Annotated in this window: 12 protein-coding genes; 5 read left to right on the top strand and 7 right to left on the bottom strand. The window is 70.7% G+C overall.

Translation table 11 applies throughout. The features are described 5' to 3' along the window. The first annotated feature begins 121 nt into the window (after window positions 1-121). The 3 genes from NRF20_RS32310 (at window position 122) to NRF20_RS32320 (ending at window position 5394) form a co-directional block, all read left to right on the top strand. Window positions 122-1381, top strand: coding sequence for a sensor histidine kinase (locus NRF20_RS32310; RefSeq protein ID WP_413753772.1), 1260 nt, complete (start codon window positions 122-124; stop codon window positions 1379-1381). Beyond that, the gene (locus NRF20_RS32315; RefSeq protein WP_413753773.1) at window positions 1378-2073 is read left to right on the top strand and encodes a response regulator; all 696 of its coding nucleotides are present in this window, start codon (window positions 1378-1380) and stop codon (window positions 2071-2073) included. The genes NRF20_RS32310 and NRF20_RS32315 overlap by 4 nt, the downstream gene beginning before the upstream one ends. Before the next feature lie 165 nt (window positions 2074-2238). Then, window positions 2239-5394 (top strand): efflux RND transporter permease subunit, encoded by a 3156-nt coding sequence (locus tag NRF20_RS32320; RefSeq protein WP_413753774.1) that lies wholly within the window; start codon window positions 2239-2241, stop codon window positions 5392-5394. Between the two features lie 100 nt (window positions 5395-5494). Here NRF20_RS32320 and NRF20_RS32325 read toward each other — a convergent pair whose 3' ends face one another. Both NRF20_RS32325 and NRF20_RS32330 read right to left on the bottom strand, forming a co-directional pair. After that, window positions 5495-5689 carry a DUF397 domain-containing protein gene (locus NRF20_RS32325; RefSeq protein ID WP_398629697.1) on the bottom strand — a complete coding sequence of 65 codons (195 nt, stop codon included), beginning with the start codon at window positions 5687-5689 and terminating at the stop codon, window positions 5495-5497. Then, complete coding sequence (locus tag NRF20_RS32330) at window positions 5686-6513, bottom strand: Scr1 family TA system antitoxin-like transcriptional regulator (RefSeq protein ID WP_398629696.1); 828 nt, start codon at window positions 6511-6513, stop codon at window positions 5686-5688. The genes NRF20_RS32325 and NRF20_RS32330 overlap by 4 nt, the downstream gene beginning before the upstream one ends. A 149-nt stretch (window positions 6514-6662) precedes the next feature. On the opposite strand from NRF20_RS32330, the gene NRF20_RS32335 reads away from it, so the two are divergent. Further along, the gene (locus tag NRF20_RS32335; protein WP_398629695.1) at window positions 6663-6971 is read left to right on the top strand and encodes a hypothetical protein; all 309 of its coding nucleotides are present in this window, start codon (window positions 6663-6665) and stop codon (window positions 6969-6971) included. A 17-nt stretch (window positions 6972-6988) separates the two neighbouring features. Here the strand turns inward: NRF20_RS32335 and NRF20_RS32340 are convergent, their stop codons facing one another. The 3 genes from NRF20_RS32340 to nadA all read right to left on the bottom strand — a co-directional run bounded on the left by NRF20_RS32340 (window position 6989) and on the right by nadA (window position 14832). After that, entirely contained in the window at window positions 6989-12040 is a 5052-nt protein-coding gene (locus NRF20_RS32340; protein WP_413753775.1) for a tetratricopeptide repeat protein, read from the bottom strand. Then, window positions 12030-13439 carry a lipase/acyltransferase domain-containing protein gene (locus NRF20_RS32345; protein WP_413753776.1) on the bottom strand — a complete coding sequence of 470 codons (1410 nt, stop codon included), beginning with the start codon at window positions 13437-13439 and terminating at the stop codon, window positions 12030-12032. The genes NRF20_RS32340 and NRF20_RS32345 overlap by 11 nt, the downstream gene beginning before the upstream one ends. A 196-nt stretch (window positions 13440-13635) precedes the next feature. Then, window positions 13636-14832 carry a quinolinate synthase NadA gene (gene nadA, locus NRF20_RS32350; RefSeq protein WP_398629692.1) on the bottom strand — a complete coding sequence of 399 codons (1197 nt, stop codon included), beginning with the start codon at window positions 14830-14832 and terminating at the stop codon, window positions 13636-13638. Between the two features lie 222 nt (window positions 14833-15054). On the opposite strand from nadA, the gene NRF20_RS32355 reads away from it, so the two are divergent. After that, window positions 15055-15411: a HesB/IscA family protein gene (locus tag NRF20_RS32355; RefSeq protein WP_398629691.1), complete on the top strand. Its 357-nt coding sequence runs from the start codon at window positions 15055-15057 to the stop codon at window positions 15409-15411. A 78-nt stretch (window positions 15412-15489) separates the two neighbouring features. Here the strand turns inward: NRF20_RS32355 and NRF20_RS32360 are convergent, their stop codons facing one another. After that, window positions 15490-16956 carry a hypothetical protein gene (locus NRF20_RS32360; RefSeq protein ID WP_413753777.1) on the bottom strand — a complete coding sequence of 489 codons (1467 nt, stop codon included), beginning with the start codon at window positions 16954-16956 and terminating at the stop codon, window positions 15490-15492. Between the two features lie 136 nt (window positions 16957-17092). Continuing rightward, entirely contained in the window at window positions 17093-17290 is a 198-nt protein-coding gene (locus NRF20_RS32365; RefSeq protein WP_266361889.1) for a hypothetical protein, read from the bottom strand. Window positions 17291-17299 lie beyond the last annotated feature (9 nt).

Raw genomic sequence — 17299 nt, forward strand, 5'->3', positions numbered from 1 at the left:
CCGGACACGGGGCACGGCTGTGTCCGGTGGACCGGCGCCGTGGCGGTTCGGCGCGCTCCGTGCCGGTTTCTCCGTACGCCCCGGACCGATTCGCGCGCGACACGCCGTAACGTAGCTTGACGTGACCACCCTCGGAACCGGGGTTCTGCGCATCCGGCACTGGCTGCGCGACCATCCCCTCGCGCTGGACACCGCGCTCGCCCTGGCCGTACTGGTGGCCATGATCATCGGGTCGTTCGTCCACCCGGGCGCACCGAACGGTCCCACCTTCGACATTCGCAGGCCCGAGGCGAGCGGTGTGGTCCTGATGGTGCTCGGTGCCATGGCACTCATCTGGCGGCGGCGCAATCCCATGGCGGTGCTCGCGGCCACCGCCGGGCTGACGGTCGTCGAGCTGGTGAGGTCCGACCCGCCCGCGCCCGTGGTGATGAGTACCGTCATAGCGCTGTACACCGTCGCCGCCCGCACCGACCGGCCCACCACCTGGCGGGTCGGTCTGCTGACCATGGCCGCGCTGACGGCCGCCGCGATGTTCTTCGGTGCGGCGCCCTGGTACAGCCAGCAGAACTTCGGCGTCTTCGCCTGGACCGGCATGGCCGGCGCCGTGGGGGACGCCGTACGCTCCAGGCGCGCCTTCGTCGACGCGATCAGGGAGCGCGCCGAACGGGCCGAGCGCACCCGTGACGAGGAGGCCCGGCGCCGGGTCGCCGAGGAGCGGCTGCGGATCGCCCGCGATCTGCACGACGTCGTCGCCCACCACATCGCCCTGGTCAATGTCCAGGCCGGGGTGGCCGCCCACGTCATGGACAAACGCCCCGATCAGGCCAAGGAGGCGCTGGCCCACGTCCGGGAGGCCAGCCGCTCCGCGCTCAACGAACTGCGGGCCACCGTCGGGCTGCTGCGCCAGTCCGGCGACCCGGAGGCGCCGACCGAACCGGCCCCGGGGCTCGCGGTCCTGGACGAGTTGGTGGACACCGTCCGGCGGGCCGGGCTCCCGGTCGAGGTGGCCTGTACCGACCGGCGGCCCCCGCTGCCCGCGGCCGTCGACCTGGCCGCGTACCGGGTGATTCAGGAGGCGCTGACCAATGTGCGCAAACACGCGGGCCCCGGGGCGAAGGCCGAGGTGAGCGTCGTACGGGTCGGCGCCACGGCCGAGGTCACCGTGATCGACAACGGCTCGGGCGGAGGCGTCCGCAACGGGGACGGCGGCGGTCACGGCCTCCTCGGCATGCGCGAACGCGTCACCGCACTCGGCGGCTCCCTCACCGCGGGGCCCCGCTACGGCGGCGGATTCCGGGTTCATGCGATCCTGCCCGTCAAGGCCCGCACGGCAGAGCCCAAGGAGCCGGGCGCGGCGGGCCGGACGGGGGAAAACACATGACACCGCCCATCAAGGTGCTGCTCGTCGACGACCAGGCGCTGCTGCGCAGCGCGTTCCGGGTGCTGGTGGACTCGGAGGCCGACATGGAGGTGGTCGGCGAGGCGGCGGACGGCGCACAGGCCGTGGAACTGGCCCGCTCGACGCGTGCCGACGTGGTGCTGATGGACATCCGGATGCCCGGTACGGACGGACTCGCCGCGACCCGGATGATCAGCGCCGATCCGGAACTGGCGGACGTACGGGTCGTCATGCTCACCACCTTCGAGGTGGACGAGTACGTGGTGCAGTCGCTGCGGGCCGGGGCGTCCGGTTTCCTCGGCAAAGGGGCGGAACCGGAGGAACTGCTCAATGCCATCCGTATCGCCGCGGGCGGTGAGGCGCTGCTCTCGCCGGCCGCGACCAAGGGCCTGATCGCCACCTTCCTTGCGCAGGGCGGCAGTTCGGGCGGTGACGGGCCGAGCGCCGCGGAGTACTCCGAGCGGCTCGCCGCGCTCACCGGCCGCGAACGCGAGGTACTGGTCCTGGTCGCGGGCGGGCACTCCAACGACGAGATCGCCGAGCGGCTCGTCGTCAGCCCGCTCACCGTCAAGACCCATGTGAACAGGGCGATGGCGAAGCTGGGCGCCCGGGACCGGGCCCAATTGGTGGTAACTGCGTATGAATCGGGCCTGGTGCGCCCCAGGGCGGAGTGACGGGTGGAGATACGGCGTACTCCACCTGCGGTATGCGCGACATAAGAAAGCGACCTGGGGTCGACGCTTTCGGTCTTGCGGATGGGCGATCGTATAGCTGGGCCGGGTATGTCCCCCAGCCACCCGCCCATCTGCCGCGTAAGCCACAGAAGAGAGACCCAACCCATGTCCTGGCTGTCCAGATTCAGCCTCGCGCAACGGGCCCTGATCGGGCTGATCTCGATTGTCGCCCTCGTATTCGGAGCGATCGCGATCCCGCAGCTCAAGCAGCAGCTGCTGCCCACCATCGAACTCCCGATGGTGTCGGTGCTCGCCCCCTATCAGGGTGCGTCCCCCGATGTGGTCGAGAAGCAGGTCGTCGAACCCCTCGAGAATTCCATCAAGGCCGTCGACGGCGTCACCGGCACCACCTCGACCGCCAGCGAGGGCAACGCCGTCATCATGGCGACCTTCGACTTCGGCAGCGAGGGCACCAAGCAGCTCGTCGCCGACATCCAGCAGGCGGTGAACCGCGCCCGCGCCCAGCTTCCCGACGACGTGGACCCGCAGGTCGTCGCCGGCTCGACGGATGACATCCCGACCGTCGTCCTCGCCGTCACCTCCGACAAGGACCAGCAGGCGCTCGCCGACCAGCTGGACCGCACCGTCGTTCCCGCGCTGGAGGACATCGAGGGCGTCGGCCAGGTCTCCGTCGACGGTGTGCGGGACCTCCAGGTCTCCATCACCCCCGACGACAAGAAGCTCAGCTCCGCCGGTCTGAACGCCGCGACGCTCTCCCAGGCGCTCCAGGCGGGCGGCGCGACCGTCCCCGCCGGTTCCTTCTCCGAGTCGGGCAAGAGCCGCACCGTCCAGGTCGGCGGCGCCTTCACCTCCCTGAAGCAGATCGAGGACCTGCGCGTCACCGGCCAGGACCCGACGACGGGCAAGCCCGGCGAGCCGGTCCGGGTCGGTGACGTCGCCACGGTGAAGCAGGAGCCGTCCACCGCGGTCTCCATCACCCGTACCAACGGCAAGCCGAGCCTCGCCGTGATGGCCACCATGGACAAGGACGGCAGCGCCGTCGCCATCTCGGACGCGGTCAAGGACAAGCTCCCCGACCTCCGCAAGGACCTCGGAGCCGGCGCCGAACTGACCGTCGTCTCCGACCAGGGCCCCGCCGTCTCCAAGGCGATCTCCGGTCTGACCACCGAGGGCGCGCTCGGTCTGCTCTTCGCGGTCATCGTGATCCTGGTCTTCCTCGCGTCGCTCCGCTCGACGCTGGTCACCGCGGTCTCCATCCCGCTCTCCGTGGTTCTCGCACTGATCGTGCTCTGGACCCGCGACCTGTCGCTCAACATGCTCACGCTCGGCGCGCTGACCATCGCGATCGGCCGCGTCGTCGACGACTCGATCGTGGTCCTGGAGAACATCAAGCGTCACCTCGGCTACGGCGAGGAGCGCCAGTCCGCGATCATCACCGCGGTCAAGGAAGTGGCCGGCGCGGTCACCTCCTCGACCCTCACCACGGTCGCCGTCTTCCTGCCGATCGGTCTCGTCGGCGGCATGGTCGGCGAGCTCTTCGGCTCCTTCTCGCTGACCGTCACCGCGGCCCTGCTGGCCTCCCTGCTGGTCTCGCTGACCGTCGTCCCCGTCCTGTCCTACTGGTTCCTGCGCGCCCCGAAGGGCGCCACGGAGAACCCGGACGAGGCCCGTCGCAAGGCCGAGGAGAAGGAGGCCCGCAGCCGGCTCCAGCGGCTGTACATCCCGGTGCTGCGCTTCGCGACCCGGCGCCGTGTCACCAGCATCGTCATCGCCATCGTGGTGCTGCTCGGCACCTTCGGCATGGCCCCGCTGCTGAAGACCAACTTCTTCGACCAGGGAGAGCAGGAAGTCCTCTCCATCAAGCAGGAGCTGACCCCCGGCACCAGCCTGGCGGCCGCCGACGAGGCGGCCAAGAAGGTCGAGAAGCTCCTCGCCGGCGACAAGGGCGTCAAGGACTACCAGGTCACCGTCGGCTCCTCCGGCTTCATGGCGGCCTTCGGCGGCGGTACGGGATCCAACCAGGCCTCCTACCAGGTCACCCTGAAGGACTCGGCCGACTTCGACGCCACCCAGAAGCGCATCGACGAGGGCCTCGGCAAGCTCGACGGCATCGGCGACACCACCATCGCCGCGGGCGACGGCTTCGGCAGCCAGGACCTCAGCGTCGTGGTCAAGGCCGCCGACGCGGACGTCCTGAAGAAGGCATCCGAAGAGGTACGGGCCGAGGTGGCCAAGCTGAAGGACGTCACCGACGTCCAGAGCGACCTGGCGCAGAGCGTCCCGCGGATCTCGGTCAAGGCCAACGCCAAGGCCGCCGACGCCGGTTTCAACCAGACCACGCTCGGCGCGGCCGTCGCCGGAGCGGTGCGCGGCACCCCGTCCGGCAAGGCGATCATGGACGACACCGAGCGTGATGTCGTCATCAAGTCCGCCCACCCGGCCACCACGATGGCCGAGCTGAAGAACCTCTCCCTCGGCCCGGTCAAGCTCGGCCGGATCGCCGACGTCGAGCTGGTCCCCGGACCGGTCTCGATGACGAGGATCGACGGCCAGCGCGCCGCGACCATCACCGCCAAGCCCACGGGTGACAACACCGGCGCGGTCAGCGCCTCGCTCCAGACGAAGATCAACGCGCTGAAGCTCCCGGACGGCGCCACCGCCACCATCGGCGGTGTCTCCGAGGACCAGAACGACGCGTTCATGAATCTCGGCCTGGCCATGCTGGCCGCGATCGCGATCGTCTTCATGCTGCTGGTGGCGACCTTCCGGTCCCTGGTCCAGCCGCTGATCCTGCTGGTCTCCATCCCGTTCGCGGCAACCGGCGCGATCGGCCTGCTCGTGGTCACCGGCACCCCGATGGGCGTACCGGCGATGATCGGCATGCTGATGCTGATCGGCATCGTGGTCACCAACGCGATCGTGCTGATCGACCTGATCAACCAGTACCGGACGCAGGGCATGGGCGTCGTCGAAGCAGTCATCGAGGGCGGCCGCCACCGGCTCCGCCCGATCCTGATGACCGCCCTGGCGACGATCTTCGCCCTGCTCCCGATGGCGCTCGGCGTCACCGGCGAGGGCGGCTTCATCTCGCAGCCGCTCGCCGTCGTGGTGATCGGCGGCCTGGTCACCTCGACGCTGCTGACGCTGCTCCTGGTGCCGACGCTCTACGCGATGGTGGAGCTCCGCAAGGAGCGCCGGGCGAAGAAGAAGGCGATCAAGCGCGCCAAGAAGGCCGGCGTGTCGGACCCGTCTGGCTTCGAGCCCGACGAGGCCCGGGAGGCCGAGCCCGCGCAGGCCTGACCCGCCTGGTACGACGAGAGGGCCCTGTCCCACGCGCCTGCGTGGGACAGGGCCCTCTCCATTCCTCCAGGGCTCTCCGCTTGCTGCTTGAGCGCTGCTGCTACTTGAGCGAGGAGACGAACGCGCCCCAGGCCGCGGCCTGGACGACGAGTGCGGGGCCGGCAGGGTTCTTGCTGTCGCGTACGGGGACGACGCCGGGGAAGTCGTCGCTGATCTCGACGCATTCGCCCCCATTGGAATTGCTGTAGCTGCTGCGACGCCAGTGGGCGGTGCTCAGCTCGGGGGAGTGGGTCATGGTCGGTAGCCCTCCATCGCGGTCCGGATCAGTTCTGCCGACTCGGCCAAGGGGAGGGAGTTGGCGCGCAGTACCTCGTACTGCCGCCGCCACTTCTTCACCGCAGCCGGATCCTCGTAGAGATGACCGGCCTGAATGCCCTCCTCGTACGCCACCGAAGCGCCGTCGGGCAGGGTCAGCAGAGTCAGCGCGCCACCCAGGAGCGAGTGGAGTCCCGCACTGAACGGCATCACCTGAACTTTACTGTTCGGAGTATCCACCTGCTCTAGCAGCGAAGCCAGCTGCTCGCGCATGCAGGCCGGACTGCCCATCTGCCGTCGCAGCACGGCCTCGTCGATGATCGCCCACCGGAACGGCGGATTCGCCGAACGCTGCCGCTCCTGCCGCGACATGCGCGCGGTGACGCGTTCCTCGACCTGTTCGGCGCTCAGGTCCTCCTGGCAACGGAGAAACGTGCGCGCGTACTCCTCGGTCTGTAACAGCCCCGGCAGTGCCTGCGCGCCGTACTGCTCTATCACCTCGGACCGGAACTCGAAGTCCATGTACCGCTGGTACTGGTCGGGGTGGATCTCGCGCCGAGCGAGCTCGTAAAGCCCGTGGAAGTGGTCATCCGCCCCGAAGGCCATGTCCAGCCGGCTGGGAATGTCCGGCGGCGGCATCAGGTCGGCCGTCTCGATCCGGGCCAGCGTGCTCTTGCTGGAGTTCACGATGCCCGCGAGCTGCACGAGCGACAGGCCCGCCCGCTCGCGGTGGCGGCGCTGCTCGGAACCGAAGTAGTGGCGGGCGGACAGATAAGGGGTGAGCGGCTGGGGCTTGAACGTCACGGTGCGTGCCTTTCGTGTGTCCCGTTCCCAAGGCCGGGACAGTGGCGCTCTGTTGGGGCGAGGTCCCCCACGGCGACGATTGCGGCACACACCGTAACCATCCTCTCGTGCGGCGCACCAGAGGGCCTGCACCGGAGGTAGCGACCGACATGATGTTCGACGGACAGGGCCGGGCCCTGCGACTGCTCCCGTGGACCAACGAGCGCGGCGGCCCGTGCTGGCTGAGCACAGCGAACCCGGACAGCCGCCTCTCCCGGATGGCCGACGAACTGGAGGCCGACATGATCGCCTCGGCCGAGTACGTACTGGAGCAGGCCCGGGAGCTGTTGGCGGAGACCGTGGTGGGGGAGCAGGAGCTACGGTTCGCGGGCACCCGGCTCGCCGAGTCGCTGGGGGACACCCTGCGGATCGCGGAGAGCCGGGGCGGGCGGCTGGAGAGCGGCGGGAACGCCGGCTGACGGCGGGGCGGTGAGCGTCAGGCGGCCCCGCTGAGAGCCTGGACGATCTGGAGCCACGTCTCGCCGTGCGGGTGGGCGTGCCGGACGCTGAGGGCGAGGATCTCCCTCAGCAGCCGGGCACGGGTCGCCTCGGGTGCGCGGGGGAGGAGCGTGGCCAGCTCGTCCGGTTCGACGCCCTCGACAGCCCCGGAGAGCACCATGCCCGCCTGGGCGTGGGTGAGGGAGGACAGCCTGTCGTCGAAGACCTGCCCCTCGATGGCTGCTGCGTGCAGCAGCGCGTTGCCGTCCCCGGCCGCCAACGCCCTTTCCACGTACGCCTGGAGGGCGTCGTGGTCCTCGACGAGGCGGTACGCGGCGTCCAGTCCTTCGGCGCCGGCGACATCGAGGATGGCGACGTGCGCGAGCGGGGTGGCCTCGGACGGCTGGGCCCGGAGGATGCGGGGATGGTCCTCGAGGAAGACCCGTGACTCCGCCCAGGTGGCGCAGTCCACCCACTCCGCCACCTGCTCCGCGAGGATCAGCGGATCGTAGGCGGCGGTCACGCCGTGGGCGAGGACGGCCTCGCGGAGCGCGGCGTGCTGTTGTGCGGTGCGGGGGTCCAGGAGTGCCAGTTCGTCGAGGGCTGTCGCAGTCTCCTCGCTGCTGAGCACTTCCGCGTTCCGGGACCAGACATCGCGTGACTGGGGCCAGTTGGGCGCGAACATCCAGGAAGCGACGAGGTCCAGGGTCTCCGGAGACAGGGCGACCCAGGGCGGTGCGGGGGCGAAGGTCCCTTCCTCCCACGCGGTGCGTACGGCCTCGGCGTCGCTGTGGGCGCGAAGAGCCCGCCGGGCCCGTACGGTCACGGGGTCCGCGCCGCCGCCGTCCGGCGCGGAGTCATCGGCGAGGAAGGACACGAGCCCGCGTACGCCGACCGAGGCCTGGGGATCAGGACAGTTCAGCAGGAAGACACTCCGCTCGACACGGACACGCCGGGCGGTCGCGGGGTGGGCGGCGGCGAACTCCTCCACGACCTCGTCGAATTCCCGGATCGCCGACGCGCGGTCGTCCATGCGGACGAGTGCCCGGGCCAGGTCGGCGAGAGCGGAGACCAGGGCGTTTTCGAAGACACCGGGTTTCTCCAGCGCCAGAGTCCGGTAGGCGGCGACCGCTTCCGCTGCCGCGCTCACGGCCCCTTCGGCGTCCTGGTTCAGCCTCATGTACATGCTGAGGCTGTGGAGGGACCGGGCCAAGGGTGGAAGGAAGGTCTTGGCCTGTTTGACGACGAGTTCACGCAGGTGGCGGATGGCCTCCTGCGCTGGTGACAGTGCCCTTTCCGGGCTGCCGACGTCGGCGAGATTCTGCGCGAGTGAGCTGAGAGCTGTGGCGAGGGCGGGGCGGAACACGGTGGGGTGCTGCGCCACCAGTTCGCGATAGATGGCGACAGCCTCCTCCGCCGCCCGTACCCCCGCTGCAGGGTCTCCGATGCTGTTGAAGTGGTTGGCAAGGTTGTTCAGGGTGGTGGCCAGGTCAGGGCGAAAGGCACCCGGCTGTTGTGCGGCGAGATCGCGATGGATGACAAGGGCCTCCTGCGCCGCATCGAGCGCCCCTGAGACGTTGCCGACGTACGCGCGACGAGTGCCGAGGGTGTTGAGTGTGGTAGCGAACTGGGAGCGAAACGGGCTCGGATCCTGAGAGACGAGTTGTCGATAGACGCCGACCGCTTCCTCGATGTGGGCCAGGGCCGCTGCGTACTCCCCGGCGAAGACGAGCGCCCTGGCAAGGTTGTGGAGGAAGTCGGCAAGCACCGGAAGGTGTGCGGCCGGATGTTCTGCGACCAGTTCGCGCTGGATCCGCACGGCCTCTCGCACCAACGCCACGGCGGACTCCCAGTCTTCAACGGGTGACGTTCCGGCCAGAGTGTTCAGGGACAGAGCGAGCCCCGCGCGGAACGCACCAGGGTGCTCAGCAGCGAGCCTGGCGTACAGACGTGCTGCCTCCCGCGCCGGGGCACGTGCCGCCTTGCCGTCTCCGGTGGCGGAGATGCGGTGCGACAGAATGGTGAGGGCGTTGGCCAGGCCCGGCAGGTAAGCGGCCGGATGGCGTGAACCAAGGTCTCGGTAGATGCGCACCGCCTCCTGCGCGAGCGCGAGGGCCCCCTCACGGTCCCCGACATTGGCGCGGTGCTTGGACAAGTTGCTCAGGGAACCGGCCAACAGAGGCAGAGCAGCGGAGTGGCGTTTGGCCACGGCCCGCCGGATGCGGACCGCCTCCTCCGAGTGCGACAGCGCATCCGCGTGGGCGCCGGTTTCGCTGAGGTGGCCTGCCAGATTGCCGAGGGTGGAGGCCAGGTCGCCCAGAAACGCGTCAGGGTGAAGCGTGGTGAGTTCGCGGTAGATGTCGACCGCTTCCTCCGCGTGCGGGAGCGCCGCCCGGTGGTGTCCGCCGGCCCCCAGGTGCGCCGCAAGGTTGGCGAGCGTAGCGGCGAGACCTGGAAGGAAAGCCGCTGGGCTCCGCTTGGTGAGTTCGCGGTAGATGCGTACGGCTTCCCGCGCCGGATCGAGGGCGCCCTCGTGGTCGCCGACGCCTGCGAGGCGGTTGCCGAGAGTGTTGAGTGAAGCCGCCAGAGCCGAGAGCATGCCGTCCGCCCCGGAATCGGTCAGTGCCCGCTGGATGAGGACCGCCTTCCGTGCGGGCACCAGAGCCCCCGCTCGGTCGCCGGTGGCGGCGCAACGGCTGGCGACGTTGATCAGAGCACGGGCCACCGCGGCCCGTTGGCTTCCCGGAGACTCTCGTTCCAGTTCCTCCCGCAGGGACAGCGCCTCCCGCGCGGCGGACAGAGCACCCTCCAGTTCTCCCGCCGCATCCAGCAGCTCGGAGAGGATGTGGAGCGTTTCGGCCAGATACGGTACTGCGCCCGGTCCACCCCTCTCGACCAGCCTTCGCACCATTTTGATCCCCGGCGCACCCGCCCGCGCCGCGTGCCGCGCCAGCCCGCGCACCACGTACGGATCGACCGCGCCCCAGTCGCCGCCCACCGCTCGCCGCTCGACGTGCGCGATGAGCGCGGCCAACGCCACCTCTCCGGCCTCGGCGTGCCCCGGCCCTTCCCGGTCCGCGAGATGTGACACGAACTCGCGGTGGTACAGGCGGTACACCGCCTGTCCGTCCTCGGAGTCCTCGACGATGTAGCGGCCGTAGGCGGACAGCACCCAGTCCACGTCGCTGTCGTCGTACGACATGTCACCGCCGCCCAGCGCTCCGGCGACCTCCTCCCACACGCCCCCGGCGGGCATGCCGCGCCCGACCGTCCACGCCAGCGCGGTCAGCAGATCCCGCGCGGCGGACGGCAGTTCGGTGCCGTCCGCCAGGACCCGTACCGGCCCCGCCCGCAGGTCCTCCTCGAACGCGGCCTCGATGGAGCCCGGCAGACCGGCCGGCCACCGGCCCTCCTCGGCGACACGACCCCCCGCCAGCAGCGAGCCCGTCACCAGCCGCGCGAAGAGGAACCCGCCGCCCACCGCCGTAGCACGCGCGGCGACCGCATCGCCCGCCTCCCGCGCCCGGTCCTCCGGGACACCGGCCGCCGCGCACCGGCGGAACACGTACTCACCGATGTCCTCCTGCGTGTGCGGCTCCCGCTCCAGGTCCGCACTGGTGACACCCGCGCCGATCAGCCGGGCCAGGGCGTCCGGCAGTGTCTCGTCCCCGCGCCCTTCCTCCGCCAGGCGGCTGCGGAACGCCCGGTCGCGGGAGCCGAGCAGGACCGGGACCGTCCGGCTGAGCGGAAAGACCAGCTCCTCGATCACGGCGCGGAGGTGCTCGGCGGGTACTTCGTCCAGGCCGTCGAGAATCAGCACCGGCTGCGGGGACAGCTCACGGAGCTCGCCCCGGAAGTCGTCCGCGTTGCGGGGTTCCGGCAGTCCGAGTTGCCGGGCCAGCTCCGAGGCCGCCTGGAGAGGGCTCAGGCCTCGAAGATGCACGGAGGCGAGGGAGCGGTCGGGGCGCAGGCCCGGGTCCGGGTCGTCCTCGCGCAGGCCCCCGTGCGCTTCGGTCTCCTTCCGCTGCCCGGGATCGGTGAGCGTCGCGATCCGGCCCAGCACGGCCGACTTGCCGCAGCCCGCCGGGCCGGTCACCAGGAAGAGCCCGGCCTCGTCCGCCTCCAGCCATGCGGCGATCCGGCCCAGCACCTCCTTCCGGCCCGTGAAGAACCAGCCCTCCTCGCGGTACCCGACGCCGCGCGCCGCGAGCACCAGGTGCTCCACCAGCCGGGCGGGGGCCCCGGGCACATGGCGCGGGTTCGGGAAGACCGGCCGCCCGGTGCCGAGGGTGGCGGGCACCGGTGTCTGCCCCTCGCCGCGCCATCGCTCGTCCAGCGCGGCCAGCAGGTCCGGGCCGCTGACCAACTCGTTGTGGGCGCTCCATGCCGAGCGGTACTCGGTGGTGGCAGGGCCGGCCTTCAGCACCTGCGCCAACGCGGTGAGCAGAGGGCCGCTGCCGTCCGACGTCTCGTTGCGCCGACAGCTCGCCATGATCCCGAACCACTTGGCCTGGCCGGGCGGCGTGGACATGGCCTCCCAGCGCCGCAGAGCCTTCTCCACGCCCCGGCCCACCGCGTCCCCCGCGTAGCAGGTGTCGATGATCACCAGGATCTGGTCCGCGCCCGACGCCACCGCGTCATTGACCAGCGTCTCGGCCGAGACGCCCCGCTTGAGGGCGCGTGCGTCACGAATCACCTGCTCGACGTCGAGATCCAGGTCGCAGAGCGCGAGGCGCAGTTCGTCGTCGATCAGCACCCCGTGTCCCGACCAGATGATGATCGCGGGCTTCGCCGCCCCCGTCTCCCGCCAGTTCTCGCTCCAGGCGGTGAGGGCCTCGTCGAAGGCCGCCCAGGACGGGTTCCCGCCGCCCACCACATGCGCCGCGATCCCCAGACCCTCCAGCAGTCCGGCGATCCCCTCCATCTGGGCGACCGCCCCGGTCAGCCGGGGAAAGCTCCGCTTGTCGGCGTACTCCTCGCACACCACGCACAGCGCCGTCCCCACTGGCTCGCGTCCGTCGTCGCCCGCCACGCCCGTCTCACGCACCATCGCCCGCCCCGCCCTCCAGTACCAGCACCAGCGCGGTCATCACGACATGGCCCGCGTTCCCCGTACTCACCCGCACCCGGTGCGGCCCCGCCGGCAGCCCGGCCAGGCGTGCCACGTAACGGCCACCGCCCAGGTTGTTCAGCGTCCGCACCGGTCCGCCCCCGGCCGCCGCGAATACGGCCACCCGGTCGTGGCCCCGTATGTCCGGCGGGACCGTGGCCCGCAGCTCGTACACCTCGCCCTCGATGATCGCGTCCGGGGCGTCCACCACCAGCGGGATGTCCGCGACCTCCGGGCCCCGGTGGACCGGCGGGTCCGGGGTGAGCCAGTTGTAGAGGGCCTGGCGCAGCGCCGTGTTGTTCTGGAGCGAGCCGTGCTTCTCCCAGGGCGTGTACGCGGGCCGCCCCGCCGCCCCCACGTGGGCGCTGGAGAGCCTGGGCACGCGGCCGTCGCCGCCCTCGTCGGTCCCGTCGATCGTGAGCAGTCCGGTCAGCTTCTCGCCCTGGACCTCGGCGGTGGTCGGGGTCGGCTGGAGCACCCCGCTGATCGGTACGTACTCCACTCCGTACGCCGCCCCCGCCCCGGACTCCCGCAGCGCCTCGTGGAAGCGGGCGGCGTCCTTGAGCAGTGCCGCGTCGGTCCCGGGCAGGCCGGTCACCTCACGGGCGTATCGCAGCGGCTCGCCCGGCGCGGTGATCAGCGCGGCGTAGTCGGGGACGAGCTGGTGGAGGGACGGAAGGCTGCGGGCGAACGCGGTGAGGCCGATACCGGCCGGGCCCACCCCGTTGACCAAAGAGAGCAGGGCGTCCAGGGAGCCCCGGTACGGGGTTCCGAGCGTGATCACGCGGCGCGTCACCTCCACGCCGCCGCACCGCTCCACGTACTGGCGGGTGACCAGGCCACCCATCGAGTGGCAGACGAAGACGACCCGGGCCTCCGCCCGCTCCGGCGCCGAGGCTCGCCAGCGGCCGAGCTCCTCGTCCACCCGCTCGGCCAGCCGGTCCGCGTTGTAGCGGCAGGACAGCCGCCAGTCGTAGGCGAAGTCGATCAGGTTGGCGGGGGCGTCCGCTTCGTCCTTCACGCCCCGGCGCCGGAGCGTGAAGTTGTTCTCCAGCCACTCCAGGAAGCCGTCGTAGCCGTCCACGAGCGTCCCGATACCCAGCAGTCCGTGCAGGTCGCGCATCGGACCGGGCGGGCGCACACCGTCGCCCGGGTGCTCGTCGCCCAGGTCCGGGGGCAGCGCCAGGTCCTTGACGGACCGGCCGAACGTACGGATCCCGCGGAGGAGGGCCGGGCCCGAGAGGCCCCAGACCTCGTGCCCGTCCGCGCCTGCCAGCCGACTGCCGAGAATGCCCGGGACGACGACCACCATGTCGTCGACCCGGCTGCGAGACGTCATGTGGCGCCGTACCCCCGTGAATGTGCGCTGCTGCCGTGGATGAAGCAGCGTAATTACGGAGAGGGCTGTTCGAGTGCCATATGGAGGAATCCAGGCGGCTCGGGACGTTCCGTACCCGTACGCGAGCGGAAGGCCCGGTCCACCGACCGTCCAATGGTGGACCGGGCCTCACAGCCATGCCGCAAGCAGCACCCCCCTACGGCAGCGCCAGCATCCGCTCAAGCGCCAGCTTCGCGTACTTCTCCGTCTCCGGGTCGACCTCGATCCGGTTGACCGGGTTCCCCTCGGCCAGCGACTCCAGCGCCCACACCAGGTGCGGCAGGTCGATCCGGTTCATCGTCGAGCAGAAGCACACCGTCTTGTCGAGGAAGACGATCTCCTTGTCCTCGGCCGCGAACCGGTTCGCCAGGCGCCGCACCAGGTTCAGCTCGGTGCCGATCGCCCACTTCGAGCCGGCCGGCGCCGCCTCCAGGGCCTTGATGATGTACTCCGTCGAGCCGACGTAGTCCGCCGCCGCCACGACCTCGTGCTTGCACTCCGGGTGCACCAGCACATTGACGCCCGGAATCCGCTCGCGCACATCGTTGACGGACTCGACGGAGAAGCGCCCGTGCACCGAGCAGTGCCCGCGCCACAGGATCATCCTGGCGTTGCGCAGCTCCTCGGCGGTCAGGCCGCCGTTCGGCTTGTGCGGGTTGTAGAGGACGCAGTCCTCCAGCGACATCCCCATGTCCCGGACCGCGGTGTTCCGGCCCAGGTGCTGGTCGGGGAGGAAGAGGATCTTCTCGCCCTGCTCGAAGGCCCACTCCAGCGCCCGCTTCGCATTGGACGAGGTGCAGATCGTGCCGCCGTGCCGCCCGGTGAAGGCCTTGATGTCGGCGGAGGAGTTCATGTACGAGACGGGTACGACCTGCTCCGCGACCCCGGCCTCGGTCAGTACGTCCCAGCACTCGGCGACCTGCTCGGCGGTGGCCATGTCGGCCATCGAGCAGCCTGCGGCCAGGTCCGGCAGCACGACCTTCTGGTCGTCGGTGGTCAGGATGTCCGCGGACTCCGCCATGAAGTGCACGCCGCAGAAGACGATGTACTCGGCCTCCGGCCGGGCGGCCGCGTCCCGGGCGAGCTTGAACGAGTCGCCGGTGACGTCCGCGAATTGGATGACCTCGTCGCGCTGGTAGTGGTGGCCGAGAACGAAGACCTTGTCCCCGAGCTTCTCCTTGGCCGCGCGGGCACGCTCCACCAGGTCCGGGTCGGACGGGGAGGGCAGGTCGCCGGGACACTCGACGCCGCGCTCGCTCTTCGGGTCGGCCTCGCGGCCGAGCAGGAGCAGGGCGAGGGGCGTCGGCTGGACGTCGAGATCCTGGACGGGGTGGGCCGTGGTCACGTCACGCACCCTTTCTTTTCTGCGGAAAGCCTTTTCGTCGAATTGACGTTATCTATCATATCCGGTTCACGTCACTTTGACGACGGCCATAGTGTCTATGTGACGCATACCGCCGAGTGGCCTGTGTGCGAGCATGAATGGAACAGGCAAGCGCTCGGCCCGGAATGAATCCGCGGTCCCGACGGTTGCAACGTCGGCAAGCAGTCTCCGTACAACCCGGGAGAGAAGCAGATGTCCGTATCGGACGAGACCACCACCGTGAGCGACGGCATCCTCCTGTCCGACGCCGCCGCAGCCAAGGTCAAGGGCCTGCTGGGGCAGGAAGGCCGTGATGACCTGGCGCTGCGCGTCGCCGTCCAGCCCGGCGGCTGCTCGGGCCTGCGCTACCAGCTCTTCTTCGACGAGCGTTCCCTCGACGGCGACGTCGTGAAGGACTTCGACGGCGTCAAGGTCGTCACCGACCGGATGAGCGCTCCGTACCTGGGTGGCGCCTCCATCGACTTCGTCGACACCATCGAGAAGCAGGGCTTCACGATCGACAACCCGAACGCCACGGGCTCCTGCGCCTGTGGCGACTCCTTCAGCTAGGCCCTGAAGGCAGCGGCAGAACGGCGGCGGCCCCGGATTCCGGGGCCGCCGCCGTTGTCGTACGCGGGGGCTCGGGCGTCAGGCGCGGGGCACACCGTCGCCCGACGCCGCGTCGACCACTGTCCGGTCACCGAGCGGGGCGTCCAGCGTCACCGTCCGGGTCAGCTCCTTGGCGATCATGATGCAGACCTTCTTCTCGGCCGGCTGCGACTCCGTCACCGTCACCCGCACCGTCTTCCCGTCCTCGGTCGCGCTCGCCGCGTACTTACTGCACACCCCGCCCCAGAACGTCACCGACAGGGTCCGCCCGTCGGCGCTGTACGACAGGATCTGCCGCCGGGACTTCTCCGTGTCCCCCGGGGGCGGGGTCGTCGCCGGCGGTGCGTCCTTCGTCAGATACGCGGGGTCCACGGCGATCTGCGACACGGTGTCACCCGTGCCACCCGCGGCCGGCCGCACCGAGAAGAGCCAGGACGGTACGAGCGTCTGCCTGCCCGCCACGTACTGCTTGGTCAGTCCGAACACCGCCTTGTCGACCGTCACGGTCGTCGTCGGCCGCTCCGCCCCGGCCCGCGTCCCGCAGTGGACCTTCGGCGACTTCAGGCCATTCTCCAGCGGTACGGGAGTGGCACACCCGCCGACGTCCGCGCGCCCGTCCGTCCGGGAGGCCGCCCCGTTCAGCTGCTTCAGCGCCTCGCCCGCACTGATCACCGGATAGCTGTCGCCCTTCTCCAGGCCCTTCAACTGCCCACTGCCGCCGACCACTTCGCCGCCCGAACCCACCTGGATCCCGGTCGACCAGCCGTAGGTGGGGAGTCCGTCCACCACCGGGTCGGCGTTCACCACCCTTACCGAACCCATGAGTTGGCGGGCGTCGAGGGCGGCGTCGTCCTGTCCCACCGCCTTCAGGACCGGTGCCGCGGCAGCCCTGGCGGCACTCTCGCTCACCGGGGAGCCGCTGCCGCCCGGGGCCTGCTTCTCGCTCGAACAGACCGTGGTGCTCCGGCAGTTGTCCGTACCGCCGGAGCCGTACCGGGCGAAGCTCCAGGTGCCCGGAGCCTGCTTGTCCACCCGGAGGACCGGGCCCGAGCCGTCCCCGTCGGACCCCACCTTCCAGGACGTGCCCTCCGCCTGCGGCGTGCCCTGTACCCCCAGCGCCTTCGCCAGCCGGGCCACCTCCGCCGCGGAGACGGTCCCCTCCGCGCGCTGCACCGCGGCCGTGCGCGGCCCCTCGGGCAGCTTGCCGGACGCGCGGTAGACCACCTGACCGCCGTGCGGATCGGGCTCGCCGGGTGCGATGCCGGGCGAGGACCCGTCGGGCGCCGTCGGGTCGCCCGCGCGTTCGTCCAGGGCAAGCAGGGGAGGGGTGTGCTCCCCGCTGCCCGCCGCGCTGCCGCTGCTCCCGCCCTCCCCGTCCGCGGCGGTCGCGGCCCAGTACGCGCCGCCGCCCCCGGCCAGCAGTACGGCCGCCGCCACCGAGGCCACGGCGAGCGGTGAACGCCGCCGGGGGCCGGTCGCATCGTTGTCGGGTCGCTCGGTGCTCACCGGATCGCTCCTTCGCCTGCATCGCCGTCACAGGCCGTCACCCGGCCTGCCGTCCGTCCCGCGGGTGGGGACGACGGTGGGACGGGGCACAGGAGCGCACGGTTCCCTCGGGGGGCGGACGCGATCGGTGCCGGTCTCAGTCGCCGTATTCGGACATGGCGTCGATCAGCCGGGCGGAGGCGGCGGGCACGGTGACCCCGTGAATCAGGGACGGCGCCACCCGAACGGGGGCAGACTTCGCGGGGACCGCCCAGTGCGGAGCCATCCGCGCGCAGTCGCCGCGCAACTCGGCCAGGCTGATCTCGGACTCGCGTGTGGCGCTGTGGTTCGACATAACCGCACC

Origin of the sequence: Streptomyces sp. R-74717, from assembly GCF_047305335.1 — a bacterium.
GTDB classification, from domain to species: domain Bacteria; phylum Actinomycetota; class Actinomycetes; order Streptomycetales; family Streptomycetaceae; genus Streptomyces; species Streptomyces atratus.